Source organism: Halomonas sp. hl-4, from assembly GCF_900215475.1.
In the GTDB taxonomy this organism is placed as follows: domain Bacteria; phylum Pseudomonadota; class Gammaproteobacteria; order Pseudomonadales; family Halomonadaceae; genus Vreelandella.
Genome location: NZ_LT907845.1, coordinates 1,864,167 through 1,877,911 on the forward strand (window position 1 = coordinate 1,864,167; position 13,745 = coordinate 1,877,911).

At 54.9% G+C, this 13,745-nt stretch carries 11 protein-coding genes; 5 read left to right on the forward strand and 6 right to left on the reverse strand.

What is annotated here, in order from left to right:
- Window positions 1-12: 12 nt before the first annotated feature.
- The 5 genes from aceK to CPH17_RS08965 all read right to left on the reverse strand — a co-directional run bounded on the left by aceK (window position 13) and on the right by CPH17_RS08965 (window position 6,248).
- Window positions 13-1,764, reverse strand: a complete 1,752-nt coding sequence (gene aceK / locus CPH17_RS08945) for a bifunctional isocitrate dehydrogenase kinase/phosphatase (protein ID WP_096299162.1) — start codon at window positions 1,762-1,764, stop codon at window positions 13-15.
- 82 nt (window positions 1,765-1,846) lie between these two features.
- Window positions 1,847-2,341 carry a CIA30 family protein gene (locus CPH17_RS08950; RefSeq protein ID WP_096300926.1) on the reverse strand — a complete coding sequence of 165 codons (495 nt, stop codon included), beginning with the start codon at window positions 2,339-2,341 and terminating at the stop codon, window positions 1,847-1,849.
- 90 nt (window positions 2,342-2,431) lie between these two features.
- Window positions 2,432-3,868 carry an ethanolamine permease gene (gene eat, locus CPH17_RS08955; protein ID WP_096299164.1) on the reverse strand — a complete coding sequence of 479 codons (1,437 nt, stop codon included), beginning with the start codon at window positions 3,866-3,868 and terminating at the stop codon, window positions 2,432-2,434.
- 132 nt (window positions 3,869-4,000) lie between these two features.
- Window positions 4,001-4,843 carry an ethanolamine ammonia-lyase subunit EutC gene (eutC, locus tag CPH17_RS08960; protein ID WP_096299166.1) on the reverse strand — a complete coding sequence of 281 codons (843 nt, stop codon included), beginning with the start codon at window positions 4,841-4,843 and terminating at the stop codon, window positions 4,001-4,003.
- Entirely contained in the window at window positions 4,833-6,248 is a 1,416-nt protein-coding gene (locus CPH17_RS08965; protein ID WP_096299168.1) for an ethanolamine ammonia-lyase subunit EutB, read from the reverse strand. Before CPH17_RS08965 ends, eutC begins: the two co-directional genes overlap by 11 nt.
- Window positions 6,249-6,451: 203 nt before the next feature.
- Between CPH17_RS08965 and CPH17_RS08970 the strand changes: the two genes are divergently transcribed.
- Window positions 6,452-7,393 (forward strand): helix-turn-helix domain-containing protein, encoded by a 942-nt coding sequence (locus tag CPH17_RS08970; protein WP_074397423.1) that lies wholly within the window; start codon window positions 6,452-6,454, stop codon window positions 7,391-7,393.
- On the opposite strand, the gene CPH17_RS08975 is transcribed toward CPH17_RS08970, so the two are convergent.
- Window positions 7,380-10,193: a bifunctional diguanylate cyclase/phosphodiesterase gene (locus CPH17_RS08975; protein ID WP_231898105.1), complete on the reverse strand. Its 2,814-nt coding sequence runs from the start codon at window positions 10,191-10,193 to the stop codon at window positions 7,380-7,382. The genes CPH17_RS08970 and CPH17_RS08975 overlap by 14 nt on opposite strands.
- A 524-nt stretch (window positions 10,194-10,717) precedes the next feature.
- Here CPH17_RS08975 and CPH17_RS08980 point away from each other — a divergent pair.
- From CPH17_RS08980 to CPH17_RS08995, 4 genes are all read left to right on the forward strand, one after another.
- Complete coding sequence (locus CPH17_RS08980) at window positions 10,718-11,071, forward strand: helix-turn-helix domain-containing protein (RefSeq protein ID WP_074397424.1); 354 nt, start codon at window positions 10,718-10,720, stop codon at window positions 11,069-11,071.
- Between the two features lie 185 nt (window positions 11,072-11,256).
- Window positions 11,257-11,877, forward strand: a complete 621-nt coding sequence (locus CPH17_RS08985) for a class I SAM-dependent methyltransferase (RefSeq protein WP_096299170.1) — start codon at window positions 11,257-11,259, stop codon at window positions 11,875-11,877.
- A 98-nt stretch (window positions 11,878-11,975) separates the two neighbouring features.
- On the forward strand, window positions 11,976-13,352 hold the full coding sequence (locus tag CPH17_RS08990) for a PepSY-associated TM helix domain-containing protein (protein WP_096299172.1): 1,377 nt from the start codon (window positions 11,976-11,978) through the stop codon (window positions 13,350-13,352).
- 15 nt (window positions 13,353-13,367) lie between these two features.
- Entirely contained in the window at window positions 13,368-13,643 is a 276-nt protein-coding gene (locus CPH17_RS08995) for a TIGR03643 family protein (protein WP_074397427.1), read from the forward strand.
- Window positions 13,644-13,745 lie beyond the last annotated feature (102 nt).

Sequence of the window (13,745 nt, forward strand, 5' to 3'; positions counted from 1 at the left end):
CTTATGTATTCCCTAATATACCAGTTGGCCCACGGTTCCCGCGAAACGCTGCTTGTTACGATAAGGGTAGACGTCAATCACCCGGCCGTCGCGAATCGCCTTCTGCACCTCCAGCCAGTAATCAGGGTCGAAAAGCTCAGGGTGCTGCGCCATAAACATATCGCGTAGCGCTTTGTTGGCGAACATGAAGGGGCCAAACTCTTCGGGAAAAATATCGTTGGGGCCGATCGACATACTGGATGCATCAACGCCCTGACCTTTAGGCATATGCCGGAACCGGCACTCGGTGATGTAGCACACCTCATCGTAATCATAAAAGATCACCCGGCCGTGGCGGGTCACGCCAAAATTCTTCAGCAGCATATCGCCGGGAAAAATATTCGCCGCCGCCATCTGCTTGATGGCATTACCGTAATCCTTGAGCACCGTGGTTCGTTCATCCTCGCTGCACTGCTCCAGGTAGATATTCAGCGGCGTCATCATGCGCTCGGTGTAGCAATGCTTGATGATCACTTTGTCGTCTTTGAGCGATACGGTCGAGGGTGCCACCTTCAGCAGGTGCGCCAGGCAGTCAGGCGCAAAATGGTCCTTGCGAACGATAAAGTTTGAGAATTCCTGGGTATCCGCCATGCGCCCTACCCGGTCGTGGCGCTTCACCAGGCGGTACTTTTCGCGCACCACGGCATGAGTGACCTCTTTGGCCGGGTCGAATTTATCCTTGATGATTTTAAATACGGTGCGAAAGCTAGGCAGCACAAACACGGCCATCACCATGCCGCGCACCCCAGGCGCAATCATGAACTGATCCTCGCGCTTCGCGACCTGTTGGTTCAAGGCACGGAAAAACTCGGTTTTGCCGTGCTTGAAGAAACCGATCGCGGCATATAGCTCACCTTCAGGCTTGTGAGGCATCAGCTCTTTTAGGTAGTCGACAAACTCGCCCGGCACCGGCACATCCACCTGAAAGTAGGCCCGCGTGAAGGAGAAAATGATCGATACTTCGTCGGTCTCGGTGAGCACCGTATCCAGATGCAGGCAGGGATCGCCGCCTTGCTGCTCACCAAAGCCTTCGCCATGCAACACCGGCAATACCAGCGGCATCTGCTCACCGCCGCCCAGAATACGCCCGACCAGATAGGCGCCTTTATTGCGGTAGAAGACGCTTTTCAAAAGCTCTATCTGGGCATCATCGGCGTGCAAGATCGCTGCGGGCAGTTGCGCTTCGAGAAGCGCCGTTCCAAGCTCGATATCGCGCTCAAGATCGGCAAACGGATTGTCAAAAGGAGCTTCCTGAAGCGCCCACGCCAACGCCTTGGGCCAGTTGCCCTCCACCGAGCACCGGCGGCATAGCTCAATGCCCGAGCGGTGTGCCGCATCCTCCCGCGAGCTGTATACAAACATCCATTCGTTGCGGATATGGCGGTGCTGAAAAATCGAGCAGAAGAGCGAATTGAAAAAGGTTTCGGCCAGCTCGTAGTCAAGCCGCTGGCTGATCAAATCCGCATAATGGGTGCGCGCTTCTCCCCATGTTTCGCAGTGGGCCAATACCTCGTGAGGGAAGGTTTGCTGTAGACGCCCCAGAGTGTCGTCAACCTTCTCGCCGTAGAGGTTGATGCGTGCCGCCGACGCCTGCTGGGCATCGCGCCATGCCGCCTCTCGGAAACGGCGGCTGGCATCAAAGGTGATCTGTTTAAAGCGCGCACGGTACTCGTCGAAGCCGTGCAGAATAGTCGCCGCAAGGCGATACGCGGGAGAAAGTTTCACAGGCTGGCCTCCAGTCGAATTCACCTAGCGTTACTCAACGGCAAACTACATGCGAGGCGACTTTGGTGGGTAGCCCCTCTTCTTAACGTACTGACGCGAGACGTGTTATCTGCAGACAGAAAGCCCCGGCGGTGCGGTCAGCAATCAAAAAACCCACTTGGGTAATATCCGCTGGTTTGATAGGTGGTACGTCAGTCAGCAGCGTGCCACGGCGAACGGCTTCAAATGCCTCCCAGGGAAAGTGCAGGGTTTCCCAGGTATCTGTGGATGGAGTAAATTTCACCCGATAAGCGGATGCATCTCCTAGCAAGATGCTTTTCAGGCGCAGTTGGTAAGTGCGCCCATCACCGCGGACGGTCAACGATATGCCTTTGGCGCTTGCCAGTGCCGGTTCAAAGTCGTCGGGTTCGCGGCGAACGGAGGCAAAGCCCCCGCCGTTCTCCAGCGACACCTCGCCATGAAAACGACCTTCTCCGCCGACAACGCTGAACTGACTATGGGATTGGCCGCCCATGACGCCGTCATCAACGGCGTACCAGCGCTGCTGCTCATTGGGTTCCTTAAAGGTCAGCGTCATTAAACTACCTCGCGACTGCTTATAGATAAGAATAAGCCCCTGGCGATATATCGCCAGGGGCATATCACGGTAGCCTAATCGATGCCTCGCTTACAGCTTGGCGGCGTCAGCCGGTACGGGTTCGCTATCGTCTATCTCGTCAGGTGAAGTCACCACCAGCGCAAACTCTTCTTCAGCGGTTTTGGCAACCAGCTTATTCTTGCTGTAGAGGAAGTAATAAGCCGCCCCGGCAATGAAGAGCACAATGGTGTAATTGAAGGCGCGGGGATCAAAGGCGTATACCCCGGTAAGCGCGACCAGTGACAGCGCTAGTGCGATACCCGAGGTCACCACCCCGCCGGGGGTCTTATACGGACGCGGCAGGTCGGGCTGTTGGACGCGCAGCATGATATGGCTCAGCGCCATCAGCGCGTAGGAAATCGTGGCGCCGACCACGGCCATGCCCAGGATCAGATCACCCTCGCCGCTCAGCGACACCAGAAACCCGAACACTCCAGGCACGATCAGCGCCAGATGCGGCACCTTGCGCTCGCTGGTCAAGGAGAGCGGCTTGGGGAGATACCCTGCCCGGGACAGCGCAAACACCAAGCGGCTGTAACCATAGATAATTGAGAAAAATGAGGCGATCAAACCGGCCAGGCCCAAGACGTTAACCAGGGTGGCCAGCATGGGGTTACCCGCTGTATTCAGCGCATCCACCAGTGGCACGCCGCTTTGGCCGATCATCTCGGCGCCCGCGGCACCGGCCAGCAGCACCACGACCAACAAGGCGGTGAACAGCAGAAACAGCATCGCGCCGATAATGCCTTTGGGCATGTCGCGCGCCGGGTCTTTGGCTTCTTCCGCTGCCAGCGGCACCCCCTCTACGGCTAAAAACAGCCACATGCCAAACGGCAGCGCCGCCCAGATACCGTACCAGCCATAGGGCATAAAGGTGCTGGCGCCCGCGGCATCGGTCGGCGCGATATCAAACAAGTTCGCCGCGTCGAAATTACCGATCAGCGCCACCGCGGTGGCAAGAATGGCGAATACCGCCAAGCCGCTAATCACCATCATGACTTTTAGTGCTTCACCGACTCCCGCCAGGTGAATACCGATAAACACAGCATAAAACAGCAGGTACACCAGCGGGCCGTTAATGCCTAATAATGACTCCACCGCAGCGCCGATAAAGATCACGATCGCCGCTGGCGCCAGGGCGTATTCGATCAATACCGCAAGCCCGGTCAAGTAGCCGCCGGCTGGCCCCATGGCCTGGCGGGCAAAGCTGTAGCCGCCGCCCGCCGCAGGTATCGCGGCGGACATTTCCGCAAGCGATAGCACCAGCGCCAGATACATCAGCGCCATCAGGCAGGCGGCAATCGCAAAGCCGCCCCAGCCCGCTTCGGCAATACCAAAATTCCAGCCGGCGAAGTCGCCTGAAATCACATAGGAAACCCCAAGCCCCGCCAGCAGCATCCAGCCAGCCGTGCCTTTACGCAATTGGCGTTTTGCCAGATACGCTTGATCTACCGTTGGTTGAGTCATCGTTTTTGCCCTTTTCAGTGAGGAACGCAATCGTTGTCAGCGGCGTGCTGGCTAGCGGTGTTGGTTCCGTATTGTTGTATGGATATTGTTATGTGGTCGTCGTTATTAGAGGGTCACAAATGCAAGTGCCCACTAATCCGCCACCAGGAAGTTACGCGTCGAATCAATCGCCCCCGACGCTTCCCCTTCAAGTACGTCGTCTTCGCTGCGGTCTTTGAGCTGAACGCCGGACAACTTACGCTTTCGAGCCTCTGTTAACAGCAGTACAAGTCGGCGCGCCGCCTCCTCTGCCTTCAAGCCAGCCGGGCGTACGTTAGAAATGCAGTTACGCCGGTCATCTTTTAACCCTGGCTCGGGCGCCCAGGTCAGATACAGCCCCAGGCTGTCCGGCGAGCTTAGCCCTGGCCGTTCGCCGATCATCACCAGCACGGCATCGGCATTAAGCAGCGCACCAATTTCATCGCCGATCGCCACCCGCCCCTGCTCAACAATGGTTAACGGCGCCAGTTGCCAGTCGGTAGCGTCTTCGTTAAGCGTTTGATATAGCGAGCGGAGAAACGGCACGCTGTTCTGCTGCACGCCCAGTGCCGATAGCCCATCAACAATCACTACGGCGAGGTCATAGCGCTGCTGAGACATAGCGGCCTGCTGCAACTGCTCGCGGGTTTCATCGTTGAGGCGACGGCCATAGTCAGGACGCTGTAAATACGTGGCGCGGTCCTGGGCATGGCTATGTAAACGCAGCGGCGCCTCGGACAGCTCAAGCGTTTTCGATAACTCTGTGGTGAGCGTTTGCACATCTAGCGGGCAGTGAACGGCATCCTGGGCCTGAGCATGGGCTAGCTGAAATTCCAGCAGTTTGCTGGTCGGCAGACTAATGCCAGCACGCCCCAGGCCAATCCGCGCATCGGTAAACGCATTTAAGCGCTCCCAGGGGTTCTTCACCACGATGGGTGTTGATTCATCATGTGCCATGGCGTGGCTCCTTGGGCAGGTGGCGCAGGCTGTTGGCAAAGGCAGTTGGCAGTTGGTCGTTGAGCCGGTGGGTGCTGACATCCTGGAAAATCTGCATCTCTTCGAGCCAGCGCTCAAATTCGGGTGCCGCCTTCAGCCCCAGCACCCGCCGCGCATAGAGCGCATCGTGGAAGGAGGTGGTCTGGTAATTGAGCATAATGTCGTCAGAACCAGGGATGCCCATAATGAAGTTGCAGCCCGCCACGCCAAGTAGCGTGAGCAGGTTATCCATATCATTCTGATCGGCCTCGGCGTGATTGGTGTAGCAAACGTCGCAGCCCATGGGTACGCCCAATAGCTTGCCGCAGAAATGGTCTTCAAGCCCCGCGCGGGTGATCTCTTTACCGTCGAACAAGTACTCGGGGCCGATAAACCCCACTACGGTATTCACCAGCAGCGGATTAAATTTGCGCGCTACCGCATAGGCGCGGGCCTCGCAGGTTTGCTGGTCGAGTCCATGGTGGGCGTCAGCGGAGAGCGAGCTGCCCTGGCCGGTTTCGAAGTACATCACGTTGCAGCCCACCGTGCCGCGATTGAGAGCCTGCGCCGCTGCTTCGGCCTCGGCGAGGGTGCTCAAGTCAAAGCCAAAACTGCGGTTAGTGGCTTCAGTGCCGCCAATGGATTGAAAGACCAAATCCACCGGCGCGCCCTGCTCTATGGCTTCCAAGGTATTCGTCACATGCGTCAGCACGCAGGATTGGGTGGGGATTTGATACTTCTGGATCACCTCATCCATCAGGCGCATCAGTTTGACGCTTTGGGCAACGTTATCGGTGGCCGGATTAATGCCGATCACCGCATCACCGCTGCCGTACAACAGCCCATCAAGAATACTAGCGGCAATGCCGGTCACATCGTCGGTGGGGTGGTTGGGCTGTAGCCGGGTTGAAAGCCGGCCCGGCAGGCCGATGGTGTTGCGAAACGCCGTGGTCACCTGGCATTTTTTGGCGACCAGTATCAGGTCCTGGTTGCGCATCAGCTTGCTGACGGCGGCGGCCATTTCGGGGGTAATGCCCGCTTTTACTTGCGTCAGTACCTCGCTGGTGGCGCGATCAGACAACAGCCAGTTACGAAAATCGCCTACGGTAAGGTGGCTGATAGGGGCGAAAGCGTCGGCATCATGGTCATCAATGATCAGCCGGGTGATCTCATCCGCTTCGTAGGGAATCAAGGCGTCGTTCAAAAAAGTAGTCAGCGGAAGATCCGCCAGCACCATCTGGGCGACTACCCGCTCTTCGGCGCTCTCAGCGATCACCCCTGCCAAACGGTCGCCAGCGCGCGAGGGCGTGGCTTTAGCCATCAGTTCAGCTAGGCCTGCAAAGCGGTAACGGCGGCTGCCCAACATGGAGTGATAGGTCTGTGCCATAAAGCGTTCCTTCTGGCGAAAGCGCGCGCTATAAAAAAGCGCTAAGGTACGAAACTTGCTTGTTTCTACCTTAGCGCTATCACTTAAAGGGGAGTATCAAGTTTTGGCAAACCCGCCAAACCTTCGATAATTTTAATAAAAACATACGGCTAGATAAGAAATAGGGTATCAACAGCCCTCATAAAGCCCCAAAGGAGTTGATCATGGCCTTGCTTGGCAATGCGCATGCACCAAAAAAATGCATTCAGGAAGCCTTTGATGCTGATGAGCACGCCAATAACCTGACGCGCTGGCAGCAAGAATACGACCAGTTAAGCGCTGGACGATTCTATGGCCGACTGGATGAGATCGAGCTGGCGTCGCTGCAGGTATTTAAAGAGCACACCGGTCAAGCGCTGCGTCAAGATTGCCGCGTGTGGCCCGATTCACTGTGGATTGGCATACCGCCCATCACTGCAGGGTCGCGTATTAACGGGCAAGCGCTGAATGTCGATGAGGTCATGTGTCGGCCTGGCGGCCACGACTTTGAACTCGTCACCCCAGACGCGTTTGATATTTATGGCTTGGTGGTTGAATTGCCCACGCTGAGCGCAGCGGCAGCACAACAGGGCATTGCGCTGGATGAACGATGGCAGCAAGCGCCACGCCGTCACGTCTCGCAGAGCACCTTAAAGGCCGTTATGTTTTTGCTCGAAAGGCTACTATCTAGCCAGCCGGGTGCCATTGCTGAGCATCTGCATCACGATATTTTATTGATGGCTCTGCTCGAGCTCCTAAAAGCCGAACAACCCTGCCAGGACGTCCCGCCGAGCTATGCGCATCGTAAGGAAGTGGTTGACCGCGTGAAGCGCTACGTCGACGAACATTTAGATGGCCCGGTGACCATGGAAGCGCTTTGTCAGTTGACCCACGTTAGCCGCCGCACGCTGCAGTACAGCTTTACCACCATTCTCGGCATCAGCCCGCTTCAGTTTTTGCGCCTTACCCGTCTTAATCGGGTTCGCCGCGCTCTGCGGGCGGCCGAACCTAGCCAGTCGGTGACCGAGATTGCCACCTACTGGGGGTTTTGGCATTTGGGACAGTTCGCCCACGACTATAAACAACAGTTTGGTGAGAGCCCATCGCAAACACTTAATGCGAAATGAGCCAGTACTGGGCAAACATCTCCGCCGTCAAAGGTCGGTCAAAATAATAGCCCTGAGCCTGAGTACACCCCATCGAGAGTAACGCCTCGGCTTGCGAGGCATGTTCAATACCTTCAGCAATCGTTTCAAGCCCCAGCGTATTAGCCATTGCGATGATCGTTGCGACAATAACGCGATCATTGTCGCTAACCAGCATATCGCGCACGAAGGAAATATCGATTTTGATTTTATCGGCGGCGAAGCGCTTTAAATAGGCAAGCGACGAATAGCCGGTACCAAAGTCGTCGATGGCTAACCCAAGCCCATGTCCTTTGAGCGTTTCGGTCATCGCGATGGCTTTTTCAGGGTTATCCATGATACCGCTTTCGGTAATTTCCAGGCTGAGTTGCGAGGCATCAACGCCAAAGTGGTCACAGCTCGTCAGTAAGTGTGCCACCAAGTCGTCTTCTTCGAACTGCTGGGCCGCAATATTAATCGCCAACTGGCCCTGCATGGCGTGCCCCTGCCCTTCCCAGGCGGCAAGCTGCCTGCAGGCCTCTTCAATCACCCAATTGCCAAGTGGAACAATCATCCCGCGCTCTTCGGCGATAGGAATAAATTTACTCGGCGAAACGTCACCAAGCTCCTCATCGTGCCAGCGGCACAGCGCCTCCGCGCCAATCAGCCGACCGCTGTTTAGATCCACCTGAGGCTGAAAGTGCAGACTCAGCTGTTTTTCTGCAATGGCTATCGCAAGGCGTTTGGCGATATGCAGCTGCTCAGCGACAATGCGCCCCATCCAGGGCTCAAAGACACAAGCGGGAAGCTTTTGCCGTTTGGCTTGATACATGGCGATGTCAGCATCTTTCAACAGATCCAATGGCGTTGCGGCATGCAGCGGATAAAGCGAGATACCAATCCCGACAGACAGTTCGAAGGACTGTTGGTCAACATTGAAAGGCTGTTCGATACTTTCACATAGCCGATGCGCCGTTGCCAATGCAGCCACCTCATCGCTAGCAGGACAGACCACCACAAACTCATCGCCACCTAGCCGGGCCAAGTACTCGCCTTTCTTTAGGGATGCCGCAAAGCGTCTAGCCACTGCTTTAAGGACTAAGTCCCCCGTGTCATGCCCGGCCGTATCATTGATCTCTTTGAAATGATTGAGGTCCAGCAGCAAAAGCGCCAGCGCTGAGGTTTGATTATCGGTAAGCACTCGTTCAAGGTGGCGCATAAAGGCAGCACGATTCGGCAATTGAGTGCCTGGGTCGCAAAATGCCAACTGCCGCATACGGTCTTCGTCTTGTTGGCGCTCAAGCTCCGAGGATGCCCGTGCGGCAAATATCTGCAACACGCTTCGCACAATGTCCACATCGCCCAGTGGCTTTTTAAACATCACGCCGACAAGACCCATTGGTCGGCCATGGCTGTCATCCAGGCGACGCCCAACATAGCCGTTCACCCAATCCAACGCACCGTTGCTTTCCGCAGGCAACATAATGGCCGCGCCCTCTCGAACGATGCACTCCTGCTCAACGATCACCTTGTGGCACGGTACCCCAGGGAGATAATAGGCAAAATTATCCTGGCGCTGTCCATTTACATATAGCGTCAAGGTATGAGCAATATCAGGGTTTTGCCTATCCAGCAGCGCAATAAAACCTACTTCTGCGGATAGTGACTCGGCCATATGCGCCGTCAACTGGTGTAAGAAAGCGTCGCCGTGCTTAGCGGATACAGCAGTGGCAACGTGCGTCACCGCATGCTGAATACGCTGTTCGGTTCTTCGGCGCCGCCGATTATCGATGCCCAACGATACTTCATTAGCAAGTTCTTGCAGTAACTGCAGTTCGTCCTCACTTTGTGTATCGGAGTAGCGGTTAAACAGCGTTAATACGCCGAACTGCTTTCCAGCATACTGCAATGGCAGCGCAATGAGCTGCTCGACACCCAATGCCATAAGGGACTGGCGAACGCCTTCAGGTACACATTCACTAGCCAGGCTCTCAATAACGATGGGGCGCTTAAGATGTAACGCTCGCTCGGTAACCTCAGCGCTATAGCGTGAAATAAACAGTTGGGAGGGGCTCAACCAAGAGGCGACCTCACCATCTGCATCTGCCATTGCAACTATTGGCAGCGAGTCCTCTGGCGCAACGTCAGGCACGAGCTCACTGATCCAGGCCGCGGCGTATCCGCCCACACCAACCGCCAAACAGCACGCTGCTTGAAGCAATTGCTGCTCATCGCCAGTATGCATTAATAAATCGTGCCCGCTATGCATGATGCGAAGTGCGCGTTTCTTACCCCGCAAACGCGCCTTTACGTTTGCCTGAGTTAGCTGACGGGCAAGCTCAGCGCCACTCAAGGTGGCCGTAATACGCAGAATATCTTCGCTATAGGCAGGCAGCTCCAGTGGTGATGAGTGCATGAGAGCAAGCACCCCCAAACAACAACCATCGGGTGCTCTTATGGCGACCCCCCAATACCCCTCTACCTCAAAACCAACAAGACGCTGGTCACGCGGAAAACACTCGCTAACACCCGACAGCGAAGACCAACGTGACAACATGACGACGTGTTCGCAAGGCGTACCTGTAACCTCGTAAGGTGCTAATTCGCCAAGCGTCCCGTGGCTCCAAAAGGCCAAAGGCGTTGCCATACCACTGTGACTATCAAAACTAGCCAGCAGCGCATGATCAACGCGCAGGGTTTCCGATAGTGCTTTAACAAGGTGGCAAAAAAAACCGTTTTCGCTGACATAGGTCAGGCTATCGGCCAGCTGTCTAAAAACCACTGGTGCCTCAGTAGAAGACATGATATCAACGCCTTTGGATTTCGTCAGGTAAGCCACGTCTGCTAGCCAAAGGTATCGACCGAAGCCGTATAAAGCTGCTGTGTGATCATCCCTGAACCATACGCTAGTAATAGAGTAAACAACTGCATGTTTCATGTACTAAACACATCGACCCGTCGACACAATCGACTGGGCCACTACTCATCGCGCGTCTGCGCTTCCAGTTTAAAAGCGTTTAAATCCATAAACGCCTTATATACTTTCAAAGCAACAACGTAAAAAAACTATCTACAATGAATAAAAAAACAACTCATTAAAATTATTTTTATTTTATTACACCTACCAAACCCCTCTAAAACCTATCTTATTTTTACTTAAATGATCAAAAAAATTAAATTAGCTGCCCCTTTGTCTTTCCATCAAACGTTGGCAAAAAAATTAGCCAACCGAGACAAATATCAACCTATTAAGTTGATATTCAACCCAAACAGTCCTTCATGTCAATAGGTTGATACTCAACCATTCAGGTCTATAGGGAGGACGTTGTGAATAAAACTGAACAGAAACGGCTAGCTAGCAACATCGGCAGAGCCATTGCCAAGCAGCGGGTTCTAAGCCAACTGACCCAAGAAGAAGTGGCCGAACGCTTAGGCGTGGGTAATGAGGCCGTTTCAAGGATTGAACGTGGCAGGGTGATCCCCAACATAGTTCGGCTGCTGGAGCTTGCGGAAATATTCAATTGCGAAGCGGCTGAGCTATTAGGGCAAGCTAGCGTTCATTTGGAAGACCAGTCAAGCCGGGTCAAAACACTTCTGGCACCTTTAGCACCAAGCGACCGTCAATTACTACTTGATATTATCGAGGGCCTCTCCAATCGACTCAACAATAAAACGCATTAAAAAAAGATAAAAAACAGCATTAATTAAAAAACAAAAACAGTAAATTTACAAACAACCAGCCAACAAAGAACATCTCAACATTATTAAAAAACAATACCTTATTATCACTTAATCAAAACCAATTCGCCGGGTTGTTTAATCCATGCTATAAATAATCAATTGAAGCCGCGTGTTACTGGGGGCTTATGCTCAACACCACCGCTTGGAACCGTATACGTTACACCGCCTATGCACCACTTTACGATGCCATTGCCAATCGTGCTTTTCGTAGACCTCGGCGAGTAGCCCTGGGCCAAGTGGACTGGGAGCCAGGTATGCGCGTGTTGTTGGTCGGGGCAGGCACCGGGTTAGACCTTCCTTTTATTCCTCGTGAGTTGGAAATTCATTTAACCGACCTGACGCCCGCGATGGTCAAGCGCGCCGCTGACCGCGCCCATCGTTGCCAGCGTGATGTAACCTGCCACGTTATGGATGCCGAAGCGCTGACCTACCCAGATGAACACTTTGACGTCGTGGTTATGCATTTATTGTTGGCGGTTATGCCCAACCCCCAGCAAGGGCTAGCGGAGGCGTATCGTGTCTTAACGCCTGGCGGACAGCTATGCGTGATGGATAAATTTCAACCCGATGACCAGCCTGCCAGTGCCTTTCGACGAGCGCTAAACGTCGTAACCACACTCATCGCCACTGACATTACCCGCCAGGCACACCCCCTGCTCGATCAAGCAGGGTTCAGCCTCCGCCACGACGAACCGGTACTAATGAACGGCTTATTTCGGGCCTTATTGGCCACCAAACCGGGATAAGAATTGCTCAATGCGACGCTATGCCGCTCGCTTTTGCTGGTGCCTGCCAACACCCTCGCCTACCATGCAGGGCTGACTTTTCTGATCCAGGTTCTGTTATGGCGCGTCGCCCCTTATTCAACAAACCGCTGGTGTTGCTGATCAGCCGCCTACATTTTTATGTTGGCTTGTTTGTTGGCCCGTTCATTTTGGTTGCAGCTCTGTCCGGCATCGCTTATGTCGCAAGCCCTGCGCTGGAAACCTGGTTTTATCAGGACACGCTAAAAGGCACCGAACAGGGAGACGTTCGGCCCCTAAGCACCCAGATCGCTGCCGCCCAACATCACCTGAACAGCACAGCATCTCCCGATGCAGTGCGACCTGCACCTGAGCTTGGTGACACCACACGCATTATGTTCAGTGACCCCTCGCTCGGCGCATCGCAACATAGGGCCGTATTCGTCGACCCTGTCACGCTCGATGTTACCGGGGAAGCCACCGTTTATGGCACCAGCGGTATTTTACCGTTACGCACCCAAATCGACCTATTTCATCGTCAGCTCCTGATGGGCGATATAGGGCGCTTGTATAGCGAACTGGCCGCCTCCTGGTTATGGGTGATGGCGTTAGGCGGTATTGTCCTTTGGCTCACCCGCAGGCAGACATTACAAGCAACCCAGGGGCCACGCCGTTTGGCTAAGCGCCACGCTACCCTCGGCGTTGTGTTAACCGCTGGGCTATTGCTGTTTTCTGCCACGGGGCTAACCTGGTCACAATGGGCGGGGGGCAATATTGCAGAGCTTCGCCACGCCTGGGGTTGGAGTACGCCCAGTGTGTCAACCGAGCTTAACGCTGACGCAATGCCAAACGATGAACATGCCGAGCACCGTGGGCATGGCCAGGCCAAGGAGACGCAGGCGCCTGCTGTTTCACTGATCACCTTCGACCAGGCACTGAACGCCGCCCGGCAAGCAGGGCTTGAGGCCAACCGGCTGCAAATCACCCCGCCCACATCGCATGGCCAAGCGTGGCGCGTTGCCGAAATAGACCGTCGCTGGCCGACCCAGGTGGACCAGGTGGCGCTGCATCCACGCACCATGGCCGTAATGGACCAAACCCATTTCTCGACATTCCCCTTAGCCGCGAAGCTGACCCGCTGGGGAATCGACCTGCATATGGGTGTATTGTTTGGCGTTATTAATCAGGTGGTTCTTGGCTTGATCGCATCGGGCATTATCGTGCTGATTCTATGGGGCTATACCCTTTGGTGGCGGCGAACCCGGCTCGCGAGTGGACAACGCTTTCCTACCGTCAGCGAACCCTGGGCGTTGTTACCGCTACGTGCCAAGCTTGGACTCATCGCCATCGCCCTCGCGTTGGGTGTCGCTCTTCCCGTGCTGGGGGTGAGTTTAGCCGTTATTGTCGTGATCGACACGCTGCGCTGGATTGTGATGCAGCGCTCCTCACTACCCGCTCGACCTGGCACTTCACGCTAATTACACAGGTACCGTATGCCCAATGCCGCCGTTAAGCGCTTTCGCCGTCTTGCCGAAGACGAACAATCACGCATGATTGAAATGGCCTGGGAAGACCGCACGCCCTTTGAAGCCATCGAAACGCTCTATGGCTTTGCTGAGCCGGATGTGATTGAGGTGATGCGCCACCAGCTAAAACCTGCCTCGTTTCGCCTATGGCGCAAACGCGTCACTGGCCGTGCTACCAAACACCAAGCCCTGCGCTCGCCGGATGTATCGCGCGGGTATTGCCCGACGCAATATAAGCGCTGATTGACGACTTGATATCAGGCTTACGCAATCGAGCTGTTTCTAAACGAGCAATAAATGTTATATTATCACATAACATTTAATCCCCGCTTAGAGGTGCTAGCA

Bases quoted from the DNA above. Each gene is read 5' to 3' on its own strand.
- CPH17_RS08990 (WP_096299172.1), top strand. From the start codon at position 11,976: ATGGCGCGTCGCCCCTTATTCAACAAACCGCTGGTGTTGCTGATCAGC.
- CPH17_RS08965 (WP_096299168.1), bottom strand. From the start codon at position 6,248: ATGGCACAGACCTATCACTCCATGTTGGGCAGCCGCCGTTACCGCTTT.
- CPH17_RS08970 (WP_074397423.1), top strand. From the start codon at position 6,452: ATGGCCTTGCTTGGCAATGCGCATGCACCAAAAAAATGCATTCAGGAA.
- CPH17_RS08950 (WP_096300926.1), bottom strand. From the start codon at position 2,341: ATGACGCTGACCTTTAAGGAACCCAATGAGCAGCAGCGCTGGTACGCC.
- CPH17_RS08985 (WP_096299170.1), top strand. From the start codon at position 11,257: ATGCTCAACACCACCGCTTGGAACCGTATACGTTACACCGCCTATGCA.
- eutC (WP_096299166.1), bottom strand. From the start codon at position 4,843: ATGGCACATGATGAATCAACACCCATCGTGGTGAAGAACCCCTGGGAG.
- eat (WP_096299164.1), bottom strand. From the start codon at position 3,868: ATGACTCAACCAACGGTAGATCAAGCGTATCTGGCAAAACGCCAATTG.
- CPH17_RS08975 (WP_231898105.1), bottom strand. From the start codon at position 10,193: ATGTCTTCTACTGAGGCACCAGTGGTTTTTAGACAGCTGGCCGATAGC.
- CPH17_RS08995 (WP_074397427.1), top strand. From the start codon at position 13,368: ATGCCCAATGCCGCCGTTAAGCGCTTTCGCCGTCTTGCCGAAGACGAA.